This is a genomic window from Halosegnis longus (genome assembly GCF_009663395.1).
In the GTDB taxonomy this organism is placed as follows: domain Archaea; phylum Halobacteriota; class Halobacteria; order Halobacteriales; family Haloarculaceae; genus Halosegnis; species Halosegnis longus.
The window spans coordinates 1933051-1958126 of the sequence record NZ_QKNW01000001.1 but is presented as its reverse complement, the minus strand read 5'-3'; the positions used below and the strand labels follow the sequence as shown (position 1 = coordinate 1958126).

The window sequence follows — 25076 nt, the reverse complement described above, 5'->3', positions numbered from 1 at the left end:
GCGGTCAGGGGTCAAAAATCCGTCCGGCGACGGGAGCTTTATCGCCGGCGCGGTCGGACGCCCGGTATGCGCGCGAAGGACATCCGAGCGAAGGCAGGCGCGGAGCCGATTACCATGCTCACGGCCTACGACGCCCCGACCGCCGCCGTCGTCGACGAGGCCGGCATCGACGTGATTCTCGTCGGTGACTCCGTCGGGAACACGCAGTTGGGTCACGACTCGACGCTGCCCGTCACGGTCGACGAGATGGCGAGCCACACCGCCGCGGTCGCACGCGGAGCCGACGACGCGCTCGTCGTCGCGGACATGCCGTTTCTCTCCTTCGGCGTGAGCACCGAGGCGAGCATCGAGAACGCCGGCCGCATGCTGAAGGAGGCCGACGCCGACGCCGTCAAGCTGGAGTGTGGTCCACACACCGTCGAGTTGACCGAACAGCTGACCGACCTCGGCATCCCGACGATGGCCCATCTGGGGCTCACCCCGCAGCGCGAAAACGAGACCGGGCTGTTCCGACAGGGAACCGACGCCGAGGGCGCACGGGAGATTCTCGACCTCGCGCGCGCCCACGAGGACGCCGGCGCGTTCTCGCTCGTCCTAGAGCACGTCCCCGCGAACCTCGCGAGCGAGGTGACCGACGAACTGGCGATTCCGACCATCGGCATCGGTGCGGGGCCGGAGTGTGACGGACAGGTGCTCGTCGTCGACGAGGTGCTCGGGCTGAGTGAGGGGACGGCCCCGTTCTCGAAGGCGTGGGGCGACGTGCGCGGCGAGATGCAGCGAGCGGTCGAAGGCTACCGCGAGGACGTGGAGTCGGGCGAGTTCCCGGGCGAGGACCACTCACACTACGAGGACGAGTTAGAGGACGTGTACTAGCTGTCGGGGACGTGACGGCGCTCCGTCCCGAGGAACGCACGGACGCGCTCGTTCCAGACGGCCGGGCGTTCGAGCATCGACAGATGCGCGCAGTCCGCCAGCAGTGTCGTCTCACAGTCCGGTAGCTCTTCGCCCAGGTACTCCGTGAACGACGGCGGCGTCATGCCGTCGTGCTCGCCGGTGATGGCGAGCGCAGGAGTCTCGATTTCCTCGAGCCGGTCGCGCACGTCGAACGTGTCGCAGGTGCGGAAGTCGCGGACCGTGACGGCCTGGCCCGTCTCGTGGAACGCGGCCGTCGTTCGGGCGACGGTGTCGGCGTCGGCGTCGTGAAAGAGAAGATTCGGCGCGGCAAGCGTTTCGAGAGCGGCGTCGAACTCCCCGTCGAACATCGCCAGTAGCTCGTCGCCGACGCCCAGTTTCGCGCCCGTGCCGCAGAGAACGAGCGCCTCGGGGTCGAAACCGTGTTCGAGGACGGCCCACAGCGCGACGGCCCCGCCCATCGAGTTGCCGACCAGCGTCTCCGCGCCCGTCTCGCGGGCGACTGCGAGCACGTCTTCGGCGTAGGCGTCGAGCGTCTCCGGCCCGACAACAAGGTCGGCGTCGTCGCTCTCGCCGTGGCCGGTCAAGTCGAGCGCGACCGCCGGACCGACCCCGTTGGGCGCGTACTGTTCGACCCACAGCCGGTGGTCGCCGCCGGCCCCGTGGACGTAGAGCACGGGCAACTCCCCGTCGCCGGTGCGTCTGTACGCGATTTCTCTGCCCGCGTGCGTAACTGTCTCCATGGGCGACGCTCGCGGCCGAGCGGCTTGAACGCGACGGCCGAGGTGCGCGCTGAACCGCAAACAGAGTTTGGCCGACTCTTTATTACAGTATGCCGCTACTGGCGATGCGTTTATATAGTATTGCGACTAACATGGAGTTAGGATGAGTGACTTTACAACGCAGTTCGCCCGCGAGGACGGCGTCGCCGTGACGCAGTACGAGCAGGGCGACACCGTCGGTTTCGTGGCCGACGTTGGCGCAGGCACCGAGGCGACGGCAGACGTCGTCGCCGGGACCGCGATGGTCGTCGTCGGCGACGACCAGTACGAGTTTGACGTGCCCGCGGGCGACGCGACCGCTCGCGTGAACAACGGCGTCGTCACCGTGGAGGTGGTTCGGTGAGCCAGACGCTCGTCGTGAAGCCGATGCCACAGAGCAAGGCCGGTCGCGGGCTCGCGATGGTCGACCCCGAGGCGATGGAGGAACTCGGCTTGGACAACGGCGATTACATCGTCATCAGCCGCGGCGACAACCGGACCATCGCCCGCACCTTCCCCGGCTACGAGGACGCCGGCACCGGCGTCGTCCGCATCGACGGACGGCTCCGCTCCGAGGCGGGCGTCGGCATCGACGACCGCGTCGAGATCGAGAAGGCCGACGTGAACCCGGCCAAGTCGATTACCGTCGCGCTCCCGGCGAATCTCCGGATTCGCGGCAACATCGCCGGCCCGATTCGCGACAAGCTCTCCGGGCAGGCGGTCACGCCCGGCCAGCAGGTCCCGTTCAGCTTCGGCTTCGGGGCCTTCTCCTCGATGAGCGGCCAGCAGATTCCGATGAAGATCGCCGAGACCGACCCCTCGGGGACGGTCGTCATCACGGACTCGACGGAGGTCAACATCTCCGAACAGCCGGCCGAACAGATCGTCGGCGAGCAGTCGAGCGCCGGTAGCGAGGAGGGCAGCACGCCGAACGTCACCTACGAAGACATCGGCGGGCTGGACGACGAGCTCGAACAGGTGCGCGAGATGATCGAGCTGCCGATGCGTCACCCGGAGCTGTTCTCACAGCTCGGCATCGACCCGCCGAAGGGCGTGCTCCTGCACGGCCCGCCGGGGACGGGGAAGACCCTCATCGCCAAGGCCGTCGCCAACGAGGTCGACGCCTACTTCACCGACATCTCCGGGCCGGAGATCATGTCGAAGTACTACGGCGAGTCCGAGGAACAGCTACGGGAGGTGTTCGAGGAGGCCGAAGAGAACCAGCCGGCCATCATCTTCATCGACGAGCTGGACTCCATCGCGCCAAAGCGCGGCGAGACGTCCGGCGACGTGGAACGCCGCGTCGTCGCCCAGCTGCTCTCGATGATGGACGGGCTCGACGAGCGCGGCCAGGTGACGGTCATCGCCGCCACCAACCGCGTCGACTCCATCGACCCCGCGCTCCGCCGCGGCGGCCGCTTCGACCGCGAAATCGAGGTCGGCGTGCCCGACCAGGAGGGCCGCGAGGAGGTCCTGCAGGTCCACACCCGCGGGATGCCACTTGCAGAGGGCATCGACCTCGAAGAGTACGCCGAGTCGACCCACGGCTTCGTCGGGGCCGACCTCGAATCGCTGGCGAAGGAGTCGGCGATGAACGCGCTCCGTCGCGTCCGCCCGCAGTTGGACCTCGAAAGCGACGAAATCGACGCCGAGGTGCTCGACTCCATCGAGGTGACCGAGACGGACCTCAAGGACGCGCTCAAGGGTATCACCCCGAGCGCGATGCGGGAGGTCTTCGTCGAGGTACCCGACGTGCAGTGGAACGACGTCGGTGGCCTGGACGACACCAAGACCCGGCTGCAGGAGACCATCCAGTGGCCGCTCGACTACCCCGAGGTGTTCGAGCAGATGGACCTACAGGCCGCGAAGGGCGTGCTGATGTACGGTCCCCCCGGTACAGGGAAGACGCTCATCGCCAAGGCCGTCGCCAACGAGGCCGAGTCCAACTTCATCTCGGTGAAGGGACCGGAGCTGCTCAACAAGTACGTCGGCGAGTCGGAGAAGGGTGTCCGTGAGGTGTTCGAGAAGGCACGCTCGAACGCGCCAACGGTCATCTTCTTCGATGAAATCGACGCCATCGCCGGCCAGCGCGGCAAGAACATGGGCGATTCCGGCGTCGGCGAGCGCGTCGTCTCCCAGCTGCTGACCGAGCTGGACGGGCTGGAAGAGCTCGAAGACGTGGTCGTCGTCGCGACGACGAACCGGCCGGACCTCATCGACTCGGCGCTGTTGCGCCCGGGCCGACTGGACCGCCACATCCACGTGCCGGTGCCCGACGAGGACGGCCGCCGCAAGATCTTCGAGGTGCACACGCGGAACAAGCCGCTCGCCGACGACGTTGACCTCGACCGGCTGGCGCGCAAGACCGACAACTACGTCGGTGCCGACATCGAGGCCGTCGCCCGCGAGGCGTCGATGGCCGCGACCCGCGAGTACATCAACTCCGTCGACCCCGAGGACGCCGCCGGCTCCGCCGGAAACGTCCGCGTGACGATGGACCACTTCGAGCAGGCGCTCGACGAGGTGAAGGCATCGGTCGACGCGGAGACCCGCGAACAGTACGACGATATCGAGGCGGACTTCGAGAGCGGCGACGACACCGGCCGCGACGTGTCTCGCACGTTCCAGTAAGACGCCCCTCCGCCGGCGTCACTGTTTTGTCCGCGCGTATCCGTTAGCCAGTATGAGCAGCACCGAGACCACACCCGTCGAAATCACCGAACCGGCGGCCGGCCAGGCGGTCGGCCTCATCGAGGACGAGGGACTGGACACGGACGTGGCCGGCCTCCGCCTGTTCGTCCAACAGGGCGGCTGTGCGGGCCTGTCGTACGGAATGCGCTTCGACACCGAGCCGGAGGAAGACGACACCATCGTCGAAGGCCACGGCCTGCGCGTGTTCATCGACCCGGCGAGCATGGAGTACATCGGCGGCTCGACGCTCGACTTCGAGGGCGGTCTGCAGGGCAAGGGCTTCTCGGTCGAGAATCCGAACGCGGAAAGCGAGTGTGGCTGCGGGGAGAGCTTTCGGACGTAGTCGCTCCTTCCCAAGAGTCGCCCGTTACTCTACCTCGAACGCAACCGTTACTTCTGCCTGGTACTCCCGTCCCTCGACGGAGCCGACTTCGACGCCGAGCTCCTCGACCTCCACCCACTGGACGTTTTCGAGCGTCTCCTCTGCACGGTCGATCGCGTCGTCCGTGGCGTGGTCGAAGCTCTCGGAGCTCCGGCCGATGAGGGTGACCTTCTTGAACACCATGCGGGTGACGTTTCACCGGCAATATAAAAGAAAGTACCCCCGTCAGGAGCCGGACTCGCTTTCGAGTCGGTCAGCAATCGCCGCGACGACGCCACTGAGTCGCGCGGTTCCCCAGATAGCGACGATGGTCGCGCCGACGGCGTCGAACGCGAGGTCCGCAATCGTGTCGCCGAGCCCGTACTGCGTGAGCACCGCCGCCGCGCCGAACCGCTCGGCCGCGACGCCCAGCGTGAACTCGATGACCTCCCAGAAGACCCCGAAAGCGAAGGTCAACAGGAGGATGAACACGAACATGAACTGGCTCGGCAGCCGGACCTCGTCGTCGTGTACGTCGACGGCGCGCGCGACCGAGTAGCCGGCTCCGGCGACGACACTGGCCGACAGCGCGTGGGTCACGTGGTCCCACCACCACGTCGTCCGGTAGAGGTTCTGCTCGACGACGCCCGGGACGACGATGGTCCCGACCGCGTGGAGAAACACCGCCGAGGTAATCCAGAGGGTGAGTCCGGCGTCCATGGGCAGGTCGTAATCCCGTTTGAGCAGCCCCGGAATCCGGGCGACGACCAGCCCGATACCGCAGTTGACGATGATGCCGGTCTGGCCGTACCGGACCCCGATGGCGAGCATCACCACCAGACTCAGCTCCATCACCCGGACGAGCCGTCGCTGCTGGCGCGCGGAGATGCCGAGCCGACCACGGATGTTCACCGTAGCGTCACCTCCACTTCCTCGAGGATGTCCTCGCCGCGGTGTTGCCGGCGGAAGTACCCCTCGAAGAGCACGCCGGCCCCGATGCCCGCGATGAAGCTCGCGACGAACTCGACCATCAGCTTGTGTTCGACCTCGGAGAGCGCCTCCCGGGGGGCGTTCGGGCCGCCGGGCGGGAGCAGGAGTTGGGTGCCGAGATACGCGTCGGAGCCGTAACGGACGAGCGCCCAGATGCCCGCCGCCGCCATCGTCGTGACGACCACGAAGCCGACCGCGAACCGGTAGCTCATCTCGACGGGCGTGAGCAGGTGAAGCTCGACGGCGATGAGCAGTGCGACCGCCGCCACGGCCACGTAGGTGACGATATCAGACCGGAACGCCGCGAGCGAGGCGATGACTCGGGCGAGCAGTGGGAGCGCCGCGAGCAACAGCAGCTCCCACGGCAACATCGCCGTCGGGTCGCGGTAGACCACCGGTACCACCAGTCCGAGCAGCCCGACGACGAGCGCAAAGCCCGCCCACAGCGGCGCGACGGCCACGGCGTTTGCGACGGCGACGAGAAAAGTGAACACGATAACGGCCCACGCGAGGTACGCGTTGGTGCGTGCATCCCCCAGTAGTCGCCCGACGCCTGAGTCTTCCATGGCCCGCTGTTCCCGTCGGGTACTCTTAGTTGTCGGGGACTACACCGCGAGATACGCGACCGTGTACGTCGCCGTCGCGAGGGTGATGGCTGCGAGTCCGGTGACGCCGGTCGTGAACGGCTCACCGCGCAGGTCCGACAGCGACCGCACGTCGAGTGCCGGCAGCGGAGTCGCAACCGCAAGCGACAGCGCGAGCAGCGAGAACACGAACAGGTAGGCGGTGTGGAGCGTCGGGTCGGGCGCGACGACGACGAACGCGGCAAACAGCGTCGCCAATCCGGCACGCGTCCGGAGCCGCCGGCGCACGTGGCGCAAGGGGTGGTCGCCGCGCACGAGCCACAGATAGACGCCGAGCGCGAGCCAGAAGGTCGCGAGCTCCGCGGCGAGGGGCGCGAGCAGATTCAGCGTCGGGTCGCCGAGCAGATTCGGCCGCGTCGCGATGAGCGTCACGTCGAAGGGGTAGAGGAAGGCCGGGGGGGTCCCGGTGAGCAGGTCGCCGAACGGGTGTGAGCAGAGTCCGACGACGCCGGCGACGGTGACCGCGGCCGGACCGATGTCGTACCGGCGTGCACCGCGAGCGAGCACGGCGACCGTGACGGCGAGCAACCCGACGACGACGGCCGGGAGTCCCCCGGACACGGTGAGGGCGACGGCGACGCTCCCCGCGAGCGCGCCCGCGCCGAGGAGCTGGAGCGGGCGGCGGTCGCTCGCGAGTGCGCCCGCGGCGGGACCGAAGACCGAGCCGACGACGAGCGAGTGGGTGACGACCCGGTGGATTTCGGTGCTCGCGGCCCAGAAGCTACCGACGGCGCTCTCGCCGGTCGGTTCGAGCACGCCGAGAAAGGCGTACGCCATGTCTACGTCGGGAGCAAGCCCGAACAGCCCGCCGAGAAGCCCGACCGCCAGCGTCCGCTCGCGCGACAGTCCGGCCCGCGTGGCCACGGCTGCGACGAGCGCGAACGCCAGGAAGCCGTGGCCGATGAACACGACCCTCGTAGCGCGCGCAGAGAGATAAGTTATCTGTCGTTACGGCGCTTCGAGCGTCGGCGCGGACGGGTGGAGCACGTCGTAGCCGTCGTCGTGGACGCCGATGACCGCCCAGTCGTACGGATACTCTCCCTCACAGAGTTCAGCACAGAGGTCGTCTGCACGGTCGGCCCGGGCGACAAAGCAGCGGAGCCCCGCCGCTGGCTCGTCGTTCGTCGGCTCACCGGTCGTGACGTGGACGGTCCGCCACTTGCGTGTCGCGTGGAGTCCGTCGACGCCACGCTCGATCTCGTAGCCCAGCCCTCGGAATATCGATTCGGCCTTCTCTGTGAGTCCCGCGTGCTCTGCGGACATTCATTCCTACTTCGTCGTCATGTGTGTTAACGTTTTGCACGGTTTGACACTACTCGTGGGCCGCGTCCCACTCGTCGGGGCGCTTGAAGTTGCCACAGTCGTTGCATTTCACGCGACCCATCGAGTCCATCGCCGTCGAGAGGCTGTCGCAGTTGCCACACAGATACCCCCACGGCCGCTCGCGCGCCTCGTCGACGTAGACGACGAAGAACGGCGCGTCGGCCCCCTTCTCTGCCTCGCGACGAGAGACGTACAGCGTCTCGCCCTCGTGGTCGCGTTCCTCTAGCGTGGTGTTGCTCATACCGACCCGAACGGCTTCCGGGGCGAAAACAGTACGGTCTGGCAGGACCCAGAGAGCGCTTCAAACGACACCGTTTTTCACGCGAGTAGCGGAGACGTGGTATGCTTCGGCTTCTCCACTACTCCGACATCGAGAACGCCTACGACGACCCCGCCCGACTCGCGCGGCTCGCGGGCACCATCGACGCCCGCCGCGACGCCGACACGCTCGTGTTCGGCACCGGCGACAACACGTCTCCCGGAGTTCTCCCGCTCGTGACGAAAGGCGAGCAGGCGCTCGATTTCTTCCACGCCGTCGACCCGGACGCCGACACCTTCGGCAACCACGACTTCGACTACGGCCCCGACCGCGCGCTCGACATCATCGAGCGCGCCCCCCAGCCGTGGCTCTGTGCCAACGTCAAGCGCGACGGCGAGCAGTTCGGCCACGAGTCGGGCGTGCGCCCGTGGCAGATCTTCGAGCGGGACGGGAAGCGCGTCGGCGTCTTCGGCCTCGTCACGCCCAAGACCGCGAGCATCAATCCCGCCACCGAGGACGTGGTCTTCACCGACCCGATTGCCGCCGCCGAGGAAGCCGTCGCCGACCTCCGAGCGAAAGGGGTCGACTACGTGGTCTGTCTCTCCCATCTCGGTCGCGGCGACGAGACGCTCGCTGCCGAAGTCGACGTAGACGTCGTGCTCGGCGGCCACAACCACGCCGAACTGGTCGAACGACTGGACGACACGCTCCTGACGCGCCCGGGGGTCAACGGACAGGTGCTGTTCGAGGTGACGCTCCCGGAGAAGGCGGTGACCCGTCACGTCGTCGCCGACGGTCCGCGCGACGAGACCATCGCCGAGGCGGTCGAGACGCGACTCGACGAGGCCGGCGTCGACGAGGTGGTCGCGACCGTCGAGGAGCCAATCGAGCGCACCGAGGTCGCCTGTTTCCACGGGGAGTCCCGCGTCGGGAACTTCGTCGCGGACGCCTACCGGTGGGAGACGGACGCCGACGTTGGCCTGCAAAACTCCGGCGGCATCCGGTCGGGACCGGCGCTCTCGGGTGAGGTGACGGTCGGCGACCTCATCTCGCTCATCCCGTTCGACGAGCCGCTCGCCGTCGCCGAGCTGACGGGCGCGGAGCTTCGCGAGGTGTTCAGACAGGGCGAGGGGTCGCGGCTCGGCTTCGGCGAGCCGGACTGGTGGCACGCCCACCTCTCGGGGGCCACCATCGAGTACGACCGCGCGAGCGACACGCTCACGAGTGCGACCGTCAACGGCGAGCCGCTCGACCCCGACCGCACCTATCGGGTCGCGCTGGCCGACTACCTGCTCCACTCGGACGACGAGTTCCCCGCCGTCGGGATGGACCACCGGGTCGAAACCACCCGCACACAGTACGAAGTGCTCGCCGACTACGCCCGCAGCGAGGGGCTCGACCCGACGGTCGAGGGACGCGTCCGTCACGTCTGAACAGAAAGACACAGGGCGGTCGAATTCGTGGCTGTCGTATGACTCGTGTCGTCGTTCCGGTCCGGTATCCGCTGTCTGCCCACTCCAGACGGACGCTCGAAACAGCAATCGACCTCGCCCGCGACCACGACGCCGAGCTGACGGTTCTGCACGTGAATCTCTACCAGAACGACGGCCGCGTCACCCGCAGAGAGCTTCGGCGTGCTGTCGAGCAGTCGTTCGGCAGCCTCGACAACGCCCGCTACGTCGTCCGGTCTGGTTTCCTCGTCGAGGAGACGATTCTGGATGAAATCGTGGGCGAGGACGCCGACTACGTCGTCATCGGGCGCAAGCAGGCGAGCCGGTGGCGACGGATGGTCCGCTCGCTCGTGGACGACCCCGACGTGGAGTCGTTCCTCCGCGAGAAGCTGGACGCACAGGTCGTCACCGCCGGGTAGTCAGGGGTCGCTCGGGCCGCCGTCGTCCGTCGGTCCCGACTCGTCGGTGCGGTCAGGAGACGAGTCGCCGCCGGGTCGCTCGTACTCCTCGGGGGCGCGCTCGCGCATCCCGACCGCGACTTCGCCGCTCGTGTCGTCGAAGACGAGATGCGAGTGCGGGTAGGCCATCTCCACGTCGGCGTCGGCGAATAGCTCGCGGATGTTCGTCTGCACCTTCGAGCGCGTGGCGAGCAGCTTGTACGGCTCCGTCACCCAGTAGCGGAGCCGGAGGTTCACGCCGTGGTCGCCGTAGGTCTCGATGTAACAGGTCGGCGAGGCCGGGTAGCGCGCCCCGCCGATGCGGATGTCCGGCCCGCCGTTGATGACGGTGTCCACCTGTCTGGCGGCCCGCTCGATGCGGTCGCGCGCCGCCGGGATGTCGGACTCGTAGGTGACGAGCACGTCGAGCGCGAGCCGCGTCCGGGAATCCTCCGCCGAGAAGTTCACCACGTCGCGGTCGCGCATCGCCCCGTTGGGCAAAACGAGGAACGTGTTGTCGAGCGTGAACAGCTTGGTGTACCGGAGCGTAATCTCCTCGACGAAGCCGTAGGTGTCGCGGTCCGCGAGCTGTATCATGTCGCCGATCTCGTAGGGCTGTTCGGAGAGGATGAAGAAGCCGCTGATGATGCTCCCGATGAGCGGCGCGAGCACGATACCGATAACCGCAGAGAACACGGACAGCGAGATTGCGAGGTCGCTGATTCGGATTCCGAAGACGGCGAGCGCGGTGAAGATGGCGACGACGAAGATACTCATCTGCGTCGCGCGGAGGACGGTCTGGCTGATGCTTTGCCGCTTGAACCGGCGAGCGATGCGGCGGCCGAGCAGCCGCCGCGCCAGCTTCGAGGCGTAGTAGCCGACGACGACGATGGTGACGGCGGTCGCAAGCTGGAACAGCCACCCGGGGATTTCAGTCGGTAGCCACGTCGGCGGTCGCAGTCCCTCCGGCGTGGCCGTCGGCGTCCCCGGTTGCATACTCGCCGCTGGCCCGCGGCGCGAAAAAGCGTTGCCCTCAGTGGGGTATGTTCACACGGCTGCGAGCAGCCCTATACTTCTCCAGCCCGTACGGGAAGTGTGCACGACAGAAAGCCCTCCACCACCTCCACCGGAGACGCGCCGAAGCTGGCGCTGTTCTGCCAGGAGTGTGGCCACACGAGCAAGCTCGGCGGCGACTGGCTGCTCAGAGAAGACGACGGCGGCTACTGGATCGTCTGTCCCGACTGCGAGACGACGGTCGTCTCACAGCCCGTCTTCGAGTAGTCAGGGCCGTTCGACGCCCTCGTCGGTGACGACGGTGTCGACCAGATGCAGCGGCGTCGTGTCGTAGGCCGGATTCACCACCTCGAACCCCTCCGTCGGCTCGCGGATCACCTCCGTCGCCGAGCGGTGCTCGTTTTGGAACGCGAACCCGCCTTCGTCGATAATCTTCGTCGACGCGCCGACGACCGTCATCGGCACGTCGAGTTCGGCTGCCGTCGCCGCGATCGGCAGCGTTCCGACCCGATTGTACAGTTGCCCGTCGACGATACAGGTCATTCCGACGACGACCCGGTCGCAGGAATCGAGGATGTGGCCGGCCGCCGCGTCGGTCAGCAGGTGTGGCGTCACGCGATCGATTCCCGCGAGCGTCCGGACGGTCTTGCGCCCGATGTACCGCGGGCGCGCCTCGGTCACATACACGTCGAGGTGGACGCCGTCGCCGGCTGCGAGTTCGATTGCCTCCAGCAGCGTCGAGGAGTAGTCGTGGGTGAGGATGGTGTCGCCGTCCTCGAACCGCTCGGCCGCGGCCGCGGCGGCCCCCTCTTTTGCCGTCATCACCTCGTCGACGACGCGGTCGATGGCGTCTTCCGTCGCCGCCACCGCGTCGGCGACCGTATCGGGATTCGCCTCGTCGACCGTCGTGACGATATCCCGCTGGGTCGTGTGGAGAGAGGCGTGTGAGGGGTTCGCCCGCCGGAGTGCGTTGGAGTTGCGCTCGAGGTCGCGCAGATACTCGCTCACGGTCGGGTACTCGCGGTCGGCCAGCTCTCGGAGGGCATTCGCCGCCTTGACCGCGACGACCGACGAGGAGTGGGTCTGCATCGCCTCGATTTCGGCGACGGTCTCGTCTATCATACCCGAGTGCGACGGCGGGCGCGGACAAAGAGCTTCGGACACGAGACTCAAGCCGTTGGCCCCCCTACCCGACCTATGGTCACGGTGAGCTACTACTGTCCGCGGTGTGAGACGCTTGCCGAACTCGAACGCGACGCCGCCCTGCGCGATAAGTGTGTCACGCCCGAGCCGCTCGACGGCTGGGAGTATCTCCCCGCGTACGAGCTCGACGGCGAGACCGACCCACAGGAGCGGGCCGACGGCGTCGAGCTCGTCTGTGGCGCGAGCGAATCGACCGACGAGGGGTGCGGGGAGCCGTACTACCTCTCCTTCATCAGATACGAGCACGGCGAGGAACTCGACCCCCGCGTCGGGACGGTCGACGCGAACTTCGACTTTCTGCGGTAGAGTATCACGGTTTCCCGTGAAACCGCCTCACGTGGTGGTGATAACTCAGAAGCTACTTACGTGTCAGACCGAACAACGTGGACATGGCTAACTGTCTCAACTGCGACTCTTACGTCTCCGAACAGTACGTGAAGGTGTTCGCCCCCGACGAACTGTCGAGCGTCCGTGTTTGCCCCCACTGTGAGGACAAGATGCGCGACGGCAACGGCGTGCGCGAGGCGCGGGCACCACGTCAGCAATAGCACCTTTTTGCACTTCGCTCGCGGCGAAGCCGCTCGCTCAGGCAAAAATCTGCATTAAAAAGACACGTCGGCCCTCCCGTCGCTCGCTTCGCTCGCGGTGGTCGGGCCTCGGTCCCGAGCCTCCCGTTGGTCGGCTCGGTGAAACGTTCCTTCGTTCGGCGTACAAGTGACCAGTACCGCGACCGCACTCAGCCCTTGATGTTGCAGACCGGGAACGTCCGGGCGACCTTGTCGCCGATACCGAGCGCGTCCGAAATCCGGACCACCTCGTCGATGTCCTTGTAGACGCCGGGGGCCTCCTCCGCGATTGTCGCGCCCGAGGAGGCTTTGACGTACACCTTCTGCTGGTCGCGGAGGTCGTCCTGCACGTCGCCGCCCCAGAACTCGTCTTTCGCTTGGGTGCGCGACATCAACCGACCGGCACCGTGGGCCGTCGAGCCGAACGTCTCCGACAGGGACTGCTCGCCGCCCGACAGCACGTACGAGCCGGCCCCCATCGACCCCGGGATGATGACCGGCTGGCCCGTGTCGCGGTAGGCTGCCGGCACCTCCGGGTGGCCGGCGGGGAACGCCCGGGTCGCCCCCTTCCGGTGGACGAACAGCTCCGTCTCGCCGGCGCTCGTCTCGTGGACCTCGCGTTTCGCGATGTTGTGGGCCACATCGTACAGCAGTTCCATCTCCATCTCGCGCCAGCTCCGGTCGAACACGTCCGCGAAGACCTCGCGCGTCCGGTGCATGATGAGCTGGCGATTCACCCACGCGAAGTTGATACAGGCGCACATCGCGCCGTAGTACTCCGCCGCGAGGTCGGAGCCGGCGGGCGCGGCGGCGAGTTCCCGGTCCGGAAGTTGGGCGAGCAGGTCGTCGTGTTCCTCCTCGATTCGCCGGAGGTAGTCGTTGCAGGTCTGGTGGCCCAGCCCGCGCGAGCCACAGTGGATGAGCACGACCACCTGCTCCTCGCTGAGTCCGTAAGCGGCTGCGGTGTCGGCGTCGAAGATATCCGTCACGCGCTGGACTTCGAGGAAGTGGTTGCCGGAGCCGAGACTCCCCATCTGGTTCATCGCGCGGTCTTTCGCGCGCTTCGAGACGGCACTCGGGTCGGCGTCGAGCCGCCGGCCGCCGTCCTCACAGTGGGTCAGGTCAGACTCGACTGCCCACCCCTCTTCGAGCGCCCACTCGACGCCGTATTCGAGCGCGGCGTCGATAGATTCGCGGGACCCGTTGATTACACCGCCGCCGCCGAGCCCGGTCGGCACCGCGTCGAACAGCGCGTTCGTCAGCTCCTCCTCGCGACCCTCGATGTCGTCGTAGGTGAGATTTGTTGTCAACATTCTGACGCCGCAATTCACGTCATAGCCGACCGCTCCCGGCGAGATACAGCCACTTTCGGCGTCGATAGCTGCGACGCCACCGACGGGAAAGCCGTACCCTTGGTGGCCGTCGGGCATGCAGATGGCGTAGTCGGTGACGCCCGGCAGGTGGGTCGTGTTCCGGAGCTGTTCGATGGTTCGGTCATCGGAAATCGCTTCCAGGAGGTCGCGGCTCGCGAGCACGCGGGCCGGGACGCGCATGTCTCCCTGCTTGGGGAGTTCCCAGACGAACTCGCGGCGGCGATGGAGGGTGTACCCGCCCGCCTCGAACGTCTCGTCGTCGTCGCTCATGGCGAGACTCTTTGCGGCGCGGCGGAATAGCTTTCGCTCTCAGACGTCGAAAACCACGTACGTCTCCCAGTCGTCGGTCCGGGTGACGGAGAGCTGTGAGTAGGTGACGGCCTTCAGGTCGCGTGCGGCGACGGCGTCGAGCGGGACTCCCCGCGCGGTCGCCGTGACCGCCCACCCGTCGGCCGTCTCGGTCACGACGGCCTCGTGGTCACACGGGAGGACGCCACGCACGTCACGCTGGTAGATGAGTTCGTCCAGATACGAGAACAGCAGCGTCTCGAGCGAGGACTCCCGCGCGGTGAGTTCGAACCGGTCGCCGTCTGGGAGAGCGTCGTCACACATCGCCGCTGTCAGGCCGTCCGCGGTCGCAGCGAAGGCGGCATCGAGAGTCGGGCCGCGGGCCGCGACCGCAACGTCGGCGGTGTGGTCGCGAAGCTCGAATCGACCGGTCACGTCTCGCGGTCGTCCTCGTCGTCGCTGCGGCCGGCGCGTTCTGCCGGCGTATCGGTCGTCGGCTCCCGGGTGGTGTCGTCGCGGTCTGCCATCTCTGCGGGTGTCTGTTCGGTCTCTTCAGTGTGGCTGTCTCGTTTGGCTGCCTCGGCGGGGACCGTGTCGGTCTCCTCGCGCTCGTCCGTGCGCTCGCGGTCGGCAATCTTGTCCGGCGTGTCGGAGTGTTCCGGCGCGACCTCGGTGTCGTACTCCTCGACGCGTTCGGCGGTGTCCTCGTTTTCGTCTCTGACTGCCCGCGACTGGCCGGGGTCGGTGTGTTGCTCGATGCGCTCGATGCTGCCGAGCGTCTCCATCTCGTCGGGGCTGAGCCCGCGCATGTCGGGGCCGTCGTCGCTGTCGGTGAGCGCGACGCCGGAGGTGACGATGGAGCGAAGCCCCTGTTCGACCGTGATGTCGACGTCGACGACGCGGTCGCGCGAGACGTGGATGACGAACCCGCCCATCACGGGGTTCGGTGCCATCGGCATGAACAGGGTCACCATGTCCTCGTGGCCGGTGTCACGCTCGATGACCGACGGCGTCTCGGCGGTCTTGAACGCCACCGTGTACGACCCCTCACCGGGGTACTCGACGAAGACGACCTCCTGGAAGCTGTCGGTGTCCGAATCGAGCATAATCTCGGACATCTCGTTGAACGAGGTGTACACGGAGCCGAGCCCCGGAATTCGGGACATGAAGTCGTCGAAGTACGCGCCGAACTTCGTGCCGCGCTTCGAGAACTCGGCGACGAGGCCCAACAGGAAGATGAACAGGAGGAAGACGACGACGGCGAGCAGCTTTATCTGGCGGTCGGTGAACTCGTTTGGCCCGAACGGGCTGCCTCGGAGTCCGTCGACGAGCGGCTGGAGCGCGCTGTCGATGTACCCCACTCCGAAATTGACGATGAGCACAGTGACGATGAGCGGGACGACGGTCGCGATACCGGTCAGGAACGAGCGGCGGACGACCTCGCTCATCGAGTCCGCTCCGTCGGTCTCGTCCTGTGACTCGTCGTCAACGCTGAACGACATACAGACACCGATGTGGCCACCCATTATAACGTTCCGGGGGGTGGGGCGTTGGAGTTAAAGTCTCCCGCTCGTAGATTGTATCAGTGAGTGCCACAGTCGAACTTCGCGTCGTCGAACAGGGTGACGACACCTTCGTCGAGGACGCGTGGGCACTGAAGGAAGAAATCCGACGCGAGGAGGGTGTGCTCCGCCAGCGTCGGGGGTTCTTCACCGACGCGTACGCCCGGTCGCGGACGTTCGTGCTGGTCGAGCGCACGCTGGACGACGAGCGGTTAATCGGTTTCGCCTCCGTCCGCCGAGACGGCTACATCCTCTTTCTGGCCGTCGACCCCGACGAACGCGGCGAGGGCCACGGCAAGCGGCTCGTCGCCGCCGTCGCCGAGGAGTACGGCAAGGTCACCTGTCACGCCCGCACCAGCAACGAGAACGCACTCGAGTTCTACCAGGGCATCGGCTTCGAAATCGTCCGAAAAATCGACAACTACTACGAGGATTACGGCGACGCCTACTATCTCCGGCTTGGCGAGGACTCCTTCACCGAGAAGCTGTCGCGCTTCTTCCGGCGGTGACGCGGCGAAGGACATGTTTTTACTCCCGAGTCACGCAGTTCGAAACCGATGAACGAGCGGACGCGGACGTATCTCTCGGGCCGGTTCGGCGAATACTACCGCCGGAGCGACATCGAGGGGCCGCCGGCGTCCAACGAACGCGAGTGGGGACACATCCCGTTCACGCCGGGAGACGGGACGACAATGATTCGCCACCAGTCCTGGTTTGATGTTGCCGGCAGCGGCTCGATTACGGACTTCCTCGCCCGCGAGCAACCACGCCACGTCTACCACTCCGTCGGGCGCTACGACGACCCCGACGCCTCCCGGATGGGCGCGAAGGGATGGCGCGGGGCCGACCTCGTCTTCGACCTCGACGCCGACCACCTCCCCGGCGTGGACCCCGAGGCGACGAGCTACCCCGAGATGCTCGCCGCCTGTAAGGAGGCACTCTTTGCCCTGCTGGACTTCCTCGAGGGCGACTTCGGGTTCACCGACCCGACGGTCGTGTTCTCCGGAGGGCGCGGCTACCACGTTCACGTGCGCGCCGACCGCGTGCAGGAACTCGGGCGCGACCAGCGCGACGAAATCGTCGAGTACGTCCGCGGTCCGGACGTGGCCTTCGAGGACCTGCTCCGGACGGAGACGGTCGAGGGACTCGGCCTGAAGAATCCGACGCAAAAGCGGATGCTCCCGACCGAGGGCGGGTGGGGTGCCCGCGTCCACCGCCATCTGCTCGACCTCGTAGACGAACTCCGCGAGCTTCCCGAAGAGGAGGCGCTCGCCCGACTCCAGGAGTTCGACGGCGTCGGCGAGGGGAAGGCGACGGCGACCCTGCGTGCGGCGACGGACAACTACGACCAGCTGCGCGAGGGGAACATCGACGTGCACGCCGCAGTGGTCTCCATCGCGAAGCGACTGTTCGAGCAGACGCTCGCGGAGGACGGCGCACCGATCGACGAACCGGTGACGACGGACATCAACCGGCTCATCCGGCTGCCGGGGAGTCTCCACGGCGGCTCCGGGCTGGTGGTGACGGAAATCGACCGCGGCGACCTCGACGACTTCCGGCCGCTCCGGGACGCGATTCCGGCCCAGTTCCGCGGGAACGAGATTCGGGTCGACGTAGTCGACCCCGGCCCGGCGACCTTCGGCGGGGAGCAAGGATTTATGATAGAGGGCGGAAAACAGGCGGTGGACGAAGCACTCGGCGTGTTCCTGATGGCCCGGGGCCGCGCCGAGAAGGTAGCAGAATGAATCTCGACGAACTCCAATCCATCCAGAGCCGGGAACGACAGGCGAGTAGCCTGCAGAATCTCCGCCCCAGCTTCTATCAGGACGTGGGGGAGTTCATCCAGGAGTTGACCCGCGAGCGCGACCGCGCCGCGGAACGCGCGGACGACCCGTTCTCCTCGCCCGAAGTGCGGCGACTGTCGGACGACATCGAGACCGCCAAATCCACCGTCGAGGCGATTTACGAGCGGCGCGTCGGCAAAGTGGTCAAGATGGCCTCCATCGCCGCCGCCGGCATGCCCACCGACGAGGACGGGCTGACCGACGAGGAGCGCGACCTGTTCTCGACGCTGGTCGAACGAATCGAACAGAATCGAGACCACGTCCTCGACGGGGTGCTCGAGGGCGACGGGTCAGGCATCTCCTGTTCGCGCGAGCCGGCGACGGAGACGAGCGAGTCAGAACCGACGCCGGAGGCGACCGACACGTCGGAGACCGCCGACCCCGCGCCCGAACCGAGCGCCGCGGCCGAACTCGGGCTGGACCCGACGGCCGAGGGCGACGACGCGCCGGCCGCACCCCCGGACACGCCGGCCGAAGCCGACGCGAGCGACGAGGTCAGCGCCGCCGATATGATGGGCGACGGCGACGATGGTCCCGAGGCGGTCGCGGGCGACCGCACGCCCGCCACGCGCACGACGGCCGACACCGCCGGCCCGGACGACCCCGCCGCCGGCTCGGACGAGTCCGACGAGTCGCCGAACGTCGACCGCACCACCGTCCGCATCACGCGCGACGTGGGCGAGGTGTTCGGCGTGGACGAGCGCTCGTATGACCTCTCCTCGGAGGACGTCGTGGACCTCCCGGCCGAGAACGTCGAACCCCTGTTGAAGCAGGACGCCGCCGAGCCGCTGGAGTAGTGGCGTTCTGTCGTGCGAATCAGTATATGAGACAGCGGCGCGTTCACAGCATGCACGAATCCGTGCATCCACCACGAACCCCTGTAGTCTCGACCGTACGGTCGAGAAAGTCGGCGAGAACCGATGTGGCGAAATATTCGTCCATGTTAGGCCGCGCGCTGCGTGTCATTCGTGTGCTTAGCTCGCATACGACCGGACGAATGCCAACCCTTAACCGTAACTCGGGACTGTGTATTGATGTAATGGTAAACGGTACGGTTGACTTCTTCAACGACACTGGCGGCTACGGTTTCATCGCAACTGACGACTCTGACGACGACGTGTTCTTCCACATGGAGGATGTCGGCGGCCCGGACCTCGAAGAGGGAACGGACGTGGAGTTCGAAATCGAACAGGCAGACAAGGGCCCGCGCGCGACGAACCTCGTCCGCAACTAAGCTACAGTCTTTAGACGACTTCTTTCATTTATCGACCGGCGAGCGACGGCTACTCCTCGAACCGCTTGCGAACGCTCTCGGCGTGTGCCTCCAACCCCTCGGTTTCGGCTAACGTCGTGACCGTCTCGGAGATGTCGGCGAGGGCGTCGCGGTCGAGCCGCTGGACCGTCTGTGAGACGAGGAAGTGGTCGACGGAGAGTCCGCCGGTCGTCTTCGCTAACCCGCCCGTCGGGAGGACGTGGTTCGGGCCGGCGGCGTAATCCCCCGCCGCGACCGGGGAGAACGGCCCGAGGAACACGCTCCCGCCGGCCTCGATGCGGTCGAGCAGCTCCTCGTCGTTCTCCGCTTGAATCGAGAGGTGTTCGGCGGCGTACTCACCGGCAAACAGCACGGCCTCGGACATCGACCGCGCGGTGAACACCCCGGAGGCGTCGTTGTCGAGCGCCTCCTGAATCACGTCGCTGCGGTCGCGCTCTCCCGCCTGTCGGTCACACTGCTGGGCGATGTCGGCCGCGAGCGACTCGTCGGGCGTGACGGCGACGACCGACGCGTTCGGGTCGTGTTCCGCCTGCGCGACGAGGTCCGACGCGACGACACCAGGGTCGGCCGTCCCGTCGGCGATGACCAACACCTCGGAGGGACCGGCGAGGAAGTCGATTTCACAGTCCTCGCGCACCTCGGCTTTCGCGGCGGTGACGAACCGGTTGCCCGGCCCGACGATTTTCTGCACGCTCGACACCGACTCCGTCCCGTACGCGAGCGCGGCAATCGCCTGTGCGCCGCCGGCCTGATACACGGCGTCAGCGCCCGCGACGTGAATCGCTGCGAGCGTCGCGTCGTTCAGGTCCTCCGCTGGCGGGGTGGCGACGGCGACGTGGTCGACGCCGGCCACCTTCGCCGGGATGACGCCCATCAGCGCCGACGACGGGTAGGCGGCGGTCCCGCCGGGGACGTACGCACCGACGCGTTCGAGGGGGCGATAGCGCCGGCCGAGTTCCCGTCCCTCGAACTCCTTCGTCCAGTTTTCGGGGCGCTGTGCCTCGTGGAACTCGCGGATGTTGGCGGCTGCGGTCTCGATGTGGGCGAGCAGGTCGTCGTCGAGTCGGTCGGCGGCGCGTTCGACTTCGTCGGTGATGTCGACGTTGCCGACGGAGACGCCGTCGAACTCCTCGGCGTACTCGCGCAGGGCCACGTCGCCCTCGGTGCGGACGCGTTCGACGATGTCGCGGGCGGTGTCGCGGGCGGCGGCGACCCCGGCGTCTCTGTCGAACAGCGCGGCCCGCTCGTCGGGCGATAAGTCGGCGACCGCTTGGACGTTCATACCCGAGTCTCGGCGCGCGCGATAAAAAGCCGACCGCACGCGCGCCACCGGTAGCTTGATTGCCCGGAGCGGGGATTCGACGGTAGATGGACACCAGTTCGACCACGGCGGGAAAGCGATGCTAGAGTCGCAGTTCGTCCAGCTGTTCGGCGAGAACCGCGTCGTCTGGGGGCTGGTCGGCGGGCTGGTCATCGCGGGGATGAATCTCGTCGGCGCACTCCTGATTCTCGTCTGGCGAAACCCCTCACAGCGAGGGTTGGACACCTCGCTCGGCTTCGCCGGCGGCGTCATGGTCGCGGCCGCGTTCACCAGCCTCCTGATTCCGGCCATCGAACAGTACGGCAACCTGTTGACAACGAGCATCGGCTTCGTGCTCGGAGTCGGCTTCCTCGCCGTGAGCGGCTACTGGGTCCCGTACGTTCAGCGGCTCATCACCGGAAAGACGGGCGAAGAGGCACTGATGGCCGAATCTGGCGTCACCTCGCCACACGAAATCGACTACTCGGCCGGCCGGCTCGCCGGGGTCGTCGTCTTCATCATCGCCATCACGCTCCACAACATGCCGGAGGGGCTGGCGGTCGGTGTGGGCTTCGGCAGCGGGAATCTCAGCGACGCCATCCCGCTGATGATCGCCATCGGCACCCAGAACATCCCGGAGGGATTCGCCGTCGCGGTCGCGGCCCGCAACGCCGGGCTCGGCTCGCTGTGGTACGCCGGCGTCACCGGGCTGCGGGCCGGACTCGTCGAGATACCCATCGCCGTCTTCGGGGCGGCTGCCGTCACCATCGCCGAGCCGCTGCTCCCGTACGCGATGGGCTTTGCCGCGGGCGGGATGTTGTACGTCATCGTGAACGACATCGTGCCACAGACGCACGGACACGGCCACGACCGGACGGTGACGCTCGGCACCATGGTCGGACTGCTGCTCATGCTTTCACTCGACATCGCGCTGGCCTGAGAGGAGGACTTAACACACGGAGCACGCTATGTCGCGTATGCTCAGTGCGGTCATGGAGGATTACATCAAGGCGATTTACACGCTCGAAGAGCCGGACGAGCGTGTCGCCACCTCCGCGCTCGCGGAGTATCTCGACGTGACGCCGCCGACGGTGTCGAGCATGCTCCAGAAGCTCGAGGAGCGCGGGCTCGCCGACCACGAGAAGTACAAGGGCGTCCGGCTCACCGACGAGGGCGAAATCGTCGCCCTCGAAATCCTCCGCCACCACCGCCTGCTGGAGTCGTTTCTGACGGAGACGCTGGATTACGACTGGGCCGACGTGCACGACGAGGCGGACCGGCTCGAACACCACGTCTCCGCGGAGCTAACGGACCGCATCGAGGCCGCACTCGGTAATCCGGAGGCGGACCCCCACGGCGACCCGATTCCCAACCAGGAGCTCGAACTGCCAGAGAGCGACTCGACACGCCGGCTCGACGGTGCGACCGAAGGCGAGACGCTCATCGTCCGTCGCATCCGACACCAGGGCGACGAGGAGCTCCGATATCTCGCCGACGCCGGCGTCGAGCCGGGCGAGCGGCTCGAGGTAGTCGGCGTGGCGCCGTTCGGGATGGTGACCGTCGCGACCGACGCGGGCGAGCAGTCGCTCCCGCAGGAGATCGCCCGGCTCATCGAGACGGTGCCGGCGAGCGAGGCGACCGTCTAAGTCCGTATCTCGAAGCGCGTCCCCGTCTCCGTGTCGGCGAGCGAAATCGCCCAGCCGTGGGCACCGACGATTTCGCTGACGATGGAGAGTCCGTAGCCCGTCCCCTGTTCTGCCGTCGTGTGGCCGTGTTCGAACACCTTGTCGGCGCTCTCGGGAGGGATGCCGACGCCGTCGTCGGCGACGTAGAAGCCGTCCTCGGTCGTGCCGACGGTGACGGTGAGGGCGTCGGTCTCGTCCCCGCGGCCGTGGGTGATGGCGTTGACGAACAGATTCACGAGTGCCTGCTCGATGCGGTCGGGGTCGCCCTCGAGCACCGTATCGCCGTCGAGTTCGAGCGTCACGTCTCCCTCGCGGTCGACCGAGTCCCAGGCGTCCCGGGCGACCGTCGCCAGCGAGACCGGCTCGCGCTCGCGGAGTATCTCGCCGTTGCGCGCGAGCGTGAGCAGGTCGTCGATGAGTTGGTTCATGTCGCCGAGTCCGTCGAGCACGTCGTCGATGTACTCGGTTCGCCCGTCGGCGACGAGGTGGGCGTTGGCGTGCGCGACCGAGAGTGGGTTCCGGAGGTCGTGGCTCACGATGCTGGTGAAGCGGTCGAGCCGCTCGTTTTGTCTCGCCAACTCCTCCTCGCGGTCGACGCGGTCGGTGACGTTGCGCCCCGTGAGGAGATACGCCGTTTCGCCCTCGTGCATGATATCCGCGACAGAGAGGTCGAGCACGACGCGGTCGCCGTCCTCGCGCTCGACGGTCACCTCGGCCGAGTCGCCGTCCTCGAACGGGACCGCCAGCCCGAACTCCGCGTCCTCGTCGCCGAGCAGTTCGAAGACGGACGCGTCGAGGAGGTCGGCGTAGTCGCGCCCGAGCAAGTCACTCGTCGCCGGGTTCGCGTCGAGCACTTCGCCGTCGGGAGTGGCGACGACGACGGCGTCGTTGACGTTCTCGAAGACGGACGCCGAGAAGGCGCGGTGGGTGTCGAACCGCTCGCTGCTCTCGCGGCTCGACTGCCGGCGGAACGTCGCGGCGAGCAGCCGGCCCGACTCCGTTTCCGTGTCGCTCAGCGACACGTCGACCGGGACGGTGTGGCCGTCGCGGTGTTGTGCGACCAGTCCGACCCCGTCCCAGTCGAGGTGGCGCGTCCCCGTGTCGAGATACCGGGCCATCGCCGCGTGGTGTTGGTCGGTGAACTCCGCCGGCACGAGCAGGTCGACCGACTCGCCGACGAGTTCCTCGGGCGTGTAGCCGAACAGCGCTTCGACGCCGCCGCCGGCGAAGTGAATCGTCTCCGTCTCGTCGGCGACGAGCGTCACGTTGGGTCCACCGGTGATTGCCCGAAGCAACTGCTGTGCGGTCGGCTCCTCCCCCCGTCCGCCGGTGGACTCTCTCACAGGGTTTCTACGGTTCCCGCCGACTTGACTCCCCATGCTCGGTGCGACCGTTGCCGTCGGACCCGTCCGATTTGTCCCGCTGTCTGATGCGTGCCGGCCGGAGCCACGTCCGTTCTCCCCGGACCAGCGCCCAGAGACTCCACAACAACACGCCGTCGAGGAACTGCTTGTAGCCGAACAGCGTCAACGGGGTAAAAAGCGCCAGCCGGAGGTCCTCGCCCTCGATTTGGATGGCGAGCACGGCGAGCAGGACCTGCAACACGACGAAGAATATCGCGAGCTGGAGCAGGAGACCGACCCCGCCTGTGAACAGCGAGAGCAGAATTAAGCCGAGAATCGCCACGCCGAGCAGCGGGAGCACGGACATCGAGAGGAAGACGTACGGGAGCGCGACCCGGTGGAGCAGTCCGTACCGGCTGTCGGTGAAGACGGCCCGGTGTTTGAGGAGCGTCTGGAGGTTGCCGTGGAACCACCGCCGGCGCTGGAGCGCGAGGTCGCGCCACGTGTCGGGCGCTTCGGTGTAGACGATACCCGTGCTGGCGCGGATGCTGTAGCCGTGGCGGAGGATGTCGATGGTGAGGTCGAAATCCTCGGTGACGGTGTCCCCGCTGTAGCCGCCGACGTCGTCGAGCACGTCGCGGCGGAACGCCCCAAGCGAGCCGGGGACGACCGTCACGGTGCCAACGAGGTCGAACGCCCGCCGGAAGGTGTTGATACCCATGATATACTCCAGCGCCTGCACGCTCGTGACCAGCGAGTCGCGGTTCGCGACCTTGATATTGCCCGCGACCGCGCCGGCGTCGTCGTAGCTGAAGAACCGACGGATGAGCTGGCTGAAGGCGTCGGCGTCGACGTGTGAGTCGGCGTCGACGGAGACGATGTACGGGGCCGTGGTGTGTTCCAGCGCGGTGTTGAGCGCGGCGTGTTTGCCGCGGTTTTCGGTGCGGATGACGGTCGCGTCCTCGGGAGCGTGCGCGCGGGCCTCGGCGTAGGTGTCGTCGGTGCTCCCGTCGTCGACGACGGTAATCGACGTCGGTCCCGGATACGTCGTCGCGCGAATCGAGTCGATGCAGTCGCCGACGTACCCCTCCTCGTTGTAGGCGGGCACGACGACGGCGATGGCTGGCCACTCCTCGGGGTCGTCCCGAAAGTTCCGCCGCCGGAAGGTCTGAAACAGCGCCAGCGGCACGACCAGCCAGTAGTAGAGGAAGACGAACAGCAGACCGAGCGCGAAGACGGCGGCTGCCGGCGTCAACAGCGACCGGTAGGAGTAAACGAGGACGCCGACGACGAGCGCCGGAAACAGCAGACCGAGCACGATGGGCAGTTTCTCCATCGACGGGGGAATCCACCCCGGCCGCGAGAGCAGATACGCCACGCCGCTGAAGTAAATCAGCGCCATCGCACCGACGCCGACGAGCAGGACGACCAGCCCGCGGGGCAACACGACGCCGAAGACGACGAACAGGGCCGCGATCACGCAGATGACGGCGAGTATCTCCCCGGGTATCTGGTCGCGAACGCGCATCTCGACGCTCCAGAGGCGACGAGAGAATATAAAATAGCGCTGAACCGGAGGCTCAGACGGTGATGTCGCCCCAAACACTAACGACCAATCTCATCCCGTGGCGGCGTGCCGCGTCGATTGGCTAACCCTCGTGTGGGGCGCGCCCCTGTAGGTGGGGCCAGTCCCTGTCGCACGCCCGGGTTCTCCACCGCGTCATCGCGCGCTGGTGCGGCCTCTGGGTGGGGACTAAAGGCGTGCACTCACCCTCGGGGCGAGAAACAGTTACCAG

At 67.0% G+C, this 25076-nt stretch carries 30 protein-coding genes; 15 read left to right on the top strand and 15 right to left on the bottom strand.

Annotated features, from left to right (window positions below; translation table 11 throughout):
- Nucleotides 1-66 precede the first annotated feature (66 nt).
- Entirely contained in the window at nucleotides 67-873 is an 807-nt protein-coding gene (gene panB, locus DM818_RS10545) for a 3-methyl-2-oxobutanoate hydroxymethyltransferase (protein WP_075936773.1), read from the top strand.
- Here panB and DM818_RS10540 read toward each other — a convergent pair.
- Nucleotides 870-1655, bottom strand: coding sequence for an alpha/beta fold hydrolase (locus DM818_RS10540; RefSeq protein ID WP_123124239.1), 786 nt, complete (start codon nucleotides 1653-1655; stop codon nucleotides 870-872). The two genes, panB and DM818_RS10540, sit on opposite strands and share 4 nt — an antisense overlap.
- A 142-nt stretch (nucleotides 1656-1797) precedes the next feature.
- Between DM818_RS10540 and DM818_RS10535 the strand changes: the two genes are divergently transcribed.
- The 3 genes from DM818_RS10535 to DM818_RS10525 are packed head-to-tail and all read left to right on the top strand — an operon-like array spanning nucleotide 1798 to nucleotide 4707.
- A complete protein-coding gene (locus DM818_RS10535) occupies nucleotides 1798-2037 on the top strand; it encodes a hypothetical protein (RefSeq protein ID WP_123124240.1) in 240 nt (79 codons plus the stop codon).
- A complete protein-coding gene (locus tag DM818_RS10530) occupies nucleotides 2034-4304 on the top strand; it encodes a CDC48 family AAA ATPase (RefSeq protein WP_268891827.1) in 2271 nt (756 codons plus the stop codon). Before DM818_RS10535 ends, DM818_RS10530 begins: the two co-directional genes overlap by 4 nt.
- A 52-nt stretch (nucleotides 4305-4356) precedes the next feature.
- The gene (locus tag DM818_RS10525) at nucleotides 4357-4707 is read left to right on the top strand and encodes a HesB/IscA family protein (RefSeq protein WP_075936776.1); all 351 of its coding nucleotides are present in this window, start codon (nucleotides 4357-4359) and stop codon (nucleotides 4705-4707) included.
- Nucleotides 4708-4731: 24 nt separating this feature from the next.
- Here the strand turns inward: DM818_RS10525 and DM818_RS10520 are convergent, their stop codons facing one another.
- Genes DM818_RS10520 through DM818_RS10495 form a run of 6 tightly spaced genes read right to left on the bottom strand, consistent with a single transcriptional unit; the run spans nucleotide 4732 to nucleotide 7923 of the window.
- The gene (locus DM818_RS10520; protein WP_075936777.1) at nucleotides 4732-4929 is read right to left on the bottom strand and encodes a dodecin; all 198 of its coding nucleotides are present in this window, start codon (nucleotides 4927-4929) and stop codon (nucleotides 4732-4734) included.
- A 42-nt stretch (nucleotides 4930-4971) separates the two neighbouring features.
- Complete coding sequence (locus DM818_RS10515; protein ID WP_123124241.1) at nucleotides 4972-5637, bottom strand: hypothetical protein; 666 nt, start codon at nucleotides 5635-5637, stop codon at nucleotides 4972-4974.
- Nucleotides 5634-6281: a hypothetical protein gene (locus DM818_RS10510; RefSeq protein WP_075936779.1), complete on the bottom strand. Its 648-nt coding sequence runs from the start codon at nucleotides 6279-6281 to the stop codon at nucleotides 5634-5636. Before DM818_RS10510 ends, DM818_RS10515 begins: the two co-directional genes overlap by 4 nt.
- Before the next feature lie 39 nt (nucleotides 6282-6320).
- Nucleotides 6321-7268, bottom strand: a complete 948-nt coding sequence (locus DM818_RS10505; protein WP_158601435.1) for a metal-dependent hydrolase — start codon at nucleotides 7266-7268, stop codon at nucleotides 6321-6323.
- A 39-nt stretch (nucleotides 7269-7307) separates the two neighbouring features.
- A complete protein-coding gene (locus DM818_RS10500; protein WP_075936781.1) occupies nucleotides 7308-7622 on the bottom strand; it encodes a DUF7116 family protein in 315 nt (104 codons plus the stop codon).
- 49 nt (nucleotides 7623-7671) lie between these two features.
- The gene (locus tag DM818_RS10495) at nucleotides 7672-7923 is read right to left on the bottom strand and encodes a DUF5816 domain-containing protein (protein WP_075936782.1); all 252 of its coding nucleotides are present in this window, start codon (nucleotides 7921-7923) and stop codon (nucleotides 7672-7674) included.
- A 101-nt stretch (nucleotides 7924-8024) separates the two neighbouring features.
- Here DM818_RS10495 and DM818_RS10490 point away from each other — a divergent pair, with 101 nt between their 5' ends.
- Together DM818_RS10490 and DM818_RS10485 are read left to right on the top strand one after the other, a co-directional pair.
- Nucleotides 8025-9374 (top strand): bifunctional metallophosphatase/5'-nucleotidase, encoded by a 1350-nt coding sequence (locus tag DM818_RS10490; RefSeq protein WP_123124243.1) that lies wholly within the window; start codon nucleotides 8025-8027, stop codon nucleotides 9372-9374.
- A 38-nt stretch (nucleotides 9375-9412) separates the two neighbouring features.
- Nucleotides 9413-9811 carry a universal stress protein gene (locus DM818_RS10485; protein WP_123124244.1) on the top strand — a complete coding sequence of 133 codons (399 nt, stop codon included), beginning with the start codon at nucleotides 9413-9415 and terminating at the stop codon, nucleotides 9809-9811.
- Here the strand turns inward: DM818_RS10485 and DM818_RS10480 are convergent, their stop codons facing one another.
- On the bottom strand, nucleotides 9812-10825 hold the full coding sequence (locus DM818_RS10480; protein WP_123124245.1) for a mechanosensitive ion channel family protein: 1014 nt from the start codon (nucleotides 10823-10825) through the stop codon (nucleotides 9812-9814).
- 99 nt (nucleotides 10826-10924) lie between these two features.
- On the opposite strand from DM818_RS10480, the gene DM818_RS10475 reads away from it, so the two are divergent.
- Entirely contained in the window at nucleotides 10925-11110 is a 186-nt protein-coding gene (locus DM818_RS10475) for a hypothetical protein (RefSeq protein WP_075936786.1), read from the top strand.
- On the opposite strand, the gene DM818_RS10470 is transcribed toward DM818_RS10475, so the two are convergent.
- Entirely contained in the window at nucleotides 11111-11965 is an 855-nt protein-coding gene (locus tag DM818_RS10470; protein ID WP_123124246.1) for a translation initiation factor eIF-2B, read from the bottom strand.
- A gap of 75 nt (nucleotides 11966-12040) precedes the next feature.
- On the opposite strand from DM818_RS10470, the gene DM818_RS10465 reads away from it, so the two are divergent.
- Both DM818_RS10465 and DM818_RS15010 read left to right on the top strand, forming a co-directional pair.
- Complete coding sequence (locus DM818_RS10465; RefSeq protein WP_075936788.1) at nucleotides 12041-12352, top strand: hypothetical protein; 312 nt, start codon at nucleotides 12041-12043, stop codon at nucleotides 12350-12352.
- Nucleotides 12353-12435: 83 nt separating this feature from the next.
- Entirely contained in the window at nucleotides 12436-12594 is a 159-nt protein-coding gene (locus tag DM818_RS15010) for a DUF7563 family protein (RefSeq protein ID WP_172967054.1), read from the top strand.
- Nucleotides 12595-12782: 188 nt separating this feature from the next.
- On the opposite strand, the gene DM818_RS10460 is transcribed toward DM818_RS15010, so the two are convergent.
- From DM818_RS10460 to DM818_RS10450, 3 genes are read right to left on the bottom strand one after another with little or no spacing between them, the layout of a single operon-like run.
- Entirely contained in the window at nucleotides 12783-14255 is a 1473-nt protein-coding gene (locus DM818_RS10460) for an RtcB family protein (RefSeq protein ID WP_123124247.1), read from the bottom strand.
- A gap of 39 nt (nucleotides 14256-14294) precedes the next feature.
- A complete protein-coding gene (locus DM818_RS10455) occupies nucleotides 14295-14708 on the bottom strand; it encodes an archease (protein WP_123124248.1) in 414 nt (137 codons plus the stop codon).
- Entirely contained in the window at nucleotides 14705-15775 is a 1071-nt protein-coding gene (locus tag DM818_RS10450; RefSeq protein ID WP_158601436.1) for a DUF502 domain-containing protein, read from the bottom strand. The genes DM818_RS10455 and DM818_RS10450 overlap by 4 nt, the downstream gene beginning before the upstream one ends.
- 83 nt (nucleotides 15776-15858) lie before the next feature.
- Between DM818_RS10450 and DM818_RS10445 the strand changes: the two genes are divergently transcribed.
- The 4 genes from DM818_RS10445 to DM818_RS10430 all read left to right on the top strand — a co-directional run bounded on the left by DM818_RS10445 (nucleotide 15859) and on the right by DM818_RS10430 (nucleotide 18913).
- The gene (locus tag DM818_RS10445) at nucleotides 15859-16344 is read left to right on the top strand and encodes a GNAT family N-acetyltransferase (protein ID WP_123124250.1); all 486 of its coding nucleotides are present in this window, start codon (nucleotides 15859-15861) and stop codon (nucleotides 16342-16344) included.
- Between the two features lie 48 nt (nucleotides 16345-16392).
- Nucleotides 16393-17580, top strand: a complete 1188-nt coding sequence (gene priS / locus DM818_RS10440; RefSeq protein ID WP_123124251.1) for a DNA primase small subunit PriS — start codon at nucleotides 16393-16395, stop codon at nucleotides 17578-17580.
- Nucleotides 17577-18476, top strand: coding sequence for a hypothetical protein (locus DM818_RS10435; protein WP_123124252.1), 900 nt, complete (start codon nucleotides 17577-17579; stop codon nucleotides 18474-18476). The genes priS and DM818_RS10435 overlap by 4 nt, the downstream gene beginning before the upstream one ends.
- 242 nt (nucleotides 18477-18718) lie before the next feature.
- The gene (locus tag DM818_RS10430; RefSeq protein ID WP_075936794.1) at nucleotides 18719-18913 is read left to right on the top strand and encodes a cold-shock protein; all 195 of its coding nucleotides are present in this window, start codon (nucleotides 18719-18721) and stop codon (nucleotides 18911-18913) included.
- 49 nt (nucleotides 18914-18962) lie between these two features.
- On the opposite strand, the gene hisD is transcribed toward DM818_RS10430, so the two are convergent.
- A complete protein-coding gene (gene hisD, locus DM818_RS10425) occupies nucleotides 18963-20234 on the bottom strand; it encodes a histidinol dehydrogenase (RefSeq protein WP_123124253.1) in 1272 nt (423 codons plus the stop codon).
- A gap of 118 nt (nucleotides 20235-20352) precedes the next feature.
- Between hisD and DM818_RS10420 the strand changes: the two genes are divergently transcribed.
- Nucleotides 20353-21192: a ZIP family metal transporter gene (locus DM818_RS10420; protein WP_075936796.1), complete on the top strand. Its 840-nt coding sequence runs from the start codon at nucleotides 20353-20355 to the stop codon at nucleotides 21190-21192.
- Between the two features lie 37 nt (nucleotides 21193-21229).
- Complete coding sequence (locus tag DM818_RS10415) at nucleotides 21230-21898, top strand: metal-dependent transcriptional regulator (RefSeq protein ID WP_075936797.1); 669 nt, start codon at nucleotides 21230-21232, stop codon at nucleotides 21896-21898.
- Here DM818_RS10415 and DM818_RS10410 read toward each other — a convergent pair.
- Nucleotides 21895-23280 (bottom strand): sensor histidine kinase, encoded by a 1386-nt coding sequence (locus tag DM818_RS10410; protein ID WP_172977317.1) that lies wholly within the window; start codon nucleotides 23278-23280, stop codon nucleotides 21895-21897. The two genes, DM818_RS10415 and DM818_RS10410, sit on opposite strands and share 4 nt — an antisense overlap.
- A gap of 7 nt (nucleotides 23281-23287) precedes the next feature.
- Nucleotides 23288-24808, bottom strand: coding sequence for a glycosyltransferase (locus tag DM818_RS10405; RefSeq protein ID WP_153952616.1), 1521 nt, complete (start codon nucleotides 24806-24808; stop codon nucleotides 23288-23290).
- Nucleotides 24809-25076 lie beyond the last annotated feature (268 nt).

What these genes read in the sequence shown, in the direction of transcription:
- DM818_RS10405 (WP_153952616.1), bottom strand. Translation starts at nt 24,808, where the DNA reads ATGCGCGTTCGCGACCAGATACCCGGGGAGATACTCGCCGTCATCTGC.
- DM818_RS10525 (WP_075936776.1), top strand. Translation starts at nt 4,357, where the DNA reads ATGAGCAGCACCGAGACCACACCCGTCGAAATCACCGAACCGGCGGCC.
- DM818_RS15010 (WP_172967054.1), top strand. Translation starts at nt 12,436, where the DNA reads ATGGCTAACTGTCTCAACTGCGACTCTTACGTCTCCGAACAGTACGTG.
- DM818_RS10465 (WP_075936788.1), top strand. Translation starts at nt 12,041, where the DNA reads ATGGTCACGGTGAGCTACTACTGTCCGCGGTGTGAGACGCTTGCCGAA.
- panB (WP_075936773.1), top strand. Translation starts at nt 67, where the DNA reads ATGCGCGCGAAGGACATCCGAGCGAAGGCAGGCGCGGAGCCGATTACC.
- DM818_RS10470 (WP_123124246.1), bottom strand. Translation starts at nt 11,965, where the DNA reads ATGATAGACGAGACCGTCGCCGAAATCGAGGCGATGCAGACCCACTCC.
- DM818_RS10480 (WP_123124245.1), bottom strand. Translation starts at nt 10,825, where the DNA reads ATGCAACCGGGGACGCCGACGGCCACGCCGGAGGGACTGCGACCGCCG.
- DM818_RS10435 (WP_123124252.1), top strand. Translation starts at nt 17,577, where the DNA reads ATGAATCTCGACGAACTCCAATCCATCCAGAGCCGGGAACGACAGGCG.
- DM818_RS10485 (WP_123124244.1), top strand. Translation starts at nt 9,413, where the DNA reads ATGACTCGTGTCGTCGTTCCGGTCCGGTATCCGCTGTCTGCCCACTCC.
- DM818_RS10415 (WP_075936797.1), top strand. Translation starts at nt 21,230, where the DNA reads ATGCTCAGTGCGGTCATGGAGGATTACATCAAGGCGATTTACACGCTC.
- DM818_RS10490 (WP_123124243.1), top strand. Translation starts at nt 8,025, where the DNA reads ATGCTTCGGCTTCTCCACTACTCCGACATCGAGAACGCCTACGACGAC.
- hisD (WP_123124253.1), bottom strand. Translation starts at nt 20,234, where the DNA reads ATGAACGTCCAAGCGGTCGCCGACTTATCGCCCGACGAGCGGGCCGCG.
- DM818_RS10460 (WP_123124247.1), bottom strand. Translation starts at nt 14,255, where the DNA reads ATGAGCGACGACGACGAGACGTTCGAGGCGGGCGGGTACACCCTCCAT.
- priS (WP_123124251.1), top strand. Translation starts at nt 16,393, where the DNA reads ATGAACGAGCGGACGCGGACGTATCTCTCGGGCCGGTTCGGCGAATAC.
- DM818_RS10540 (WP_123124239.1), bottom strand. Translation starts at nt 1,655, where the DNA reads ATGGAGACAGTTACGCACGCGGGCAGAGAAATCGCGTACAGACGCACC.
- DM818_RS10495 (WP_075936782.1), bottom strand. Translation starts at nt 7,923, where the DNA reads ATGAGCAACACCACGCTAGAGGAACGCGACCACGAGGGCGAGACGCTG.
- DM818_RS10535 (WP_123124240.1), top strand. Translation starts at nt 1,798, where the DNA reads ATGAGTGACTTTACAACGCAGTTCGCCCGCGAGGACGGCGTCGCCGTG.
- DM818_RS10500 (WP_075936781.1), bottom strand. Translation starts at nt 7,622, where the DNA reads ATGTCCGCAGAGCACGCGGGACTCACAGAGAAGGCCGAATCGATATTC.
- DM818_RS10450 (WP_158601436.1), bottom strand. Translation starts at nt 15,775, where the DNA reads ATGTCGTTCAGCGTTGACGACGAGTCACAGGACGAGACCGACGGAGCG.
- DM818_RS10520 (WP_075936777.1), bottom strand. Translation starts at nt 4,929, where the DNA reads ATGGTGTTCAAGAAGGTCACCCTCATCGGCCGGAGCTCCGAGAGCTTC.
- DM818_RS10420 (WP_075936796.1), top strand. Translation starts at nt 20,353, where the DNA reads ATGCTAGAGTCGCAGTTCGTCCAGCTGTTCGGCGAGAACCGCGTCGTC.
- DM818_RS10430 (WP_075936794.1), top strand. Translation starts at nt 18,719, where the DNA reads ATGGTAAACGGTACGGTTGACTTCTTCAACGACACTGGCGGCTACGGT.
- DM818_RS10510 (WP_075936779.1), bottom strand. Translation starts at nt 6,281, where the DNA reads ATGGAAGACTCAGGCGTCGGGCGACTACTGGGGGATGCACGCACCAAC.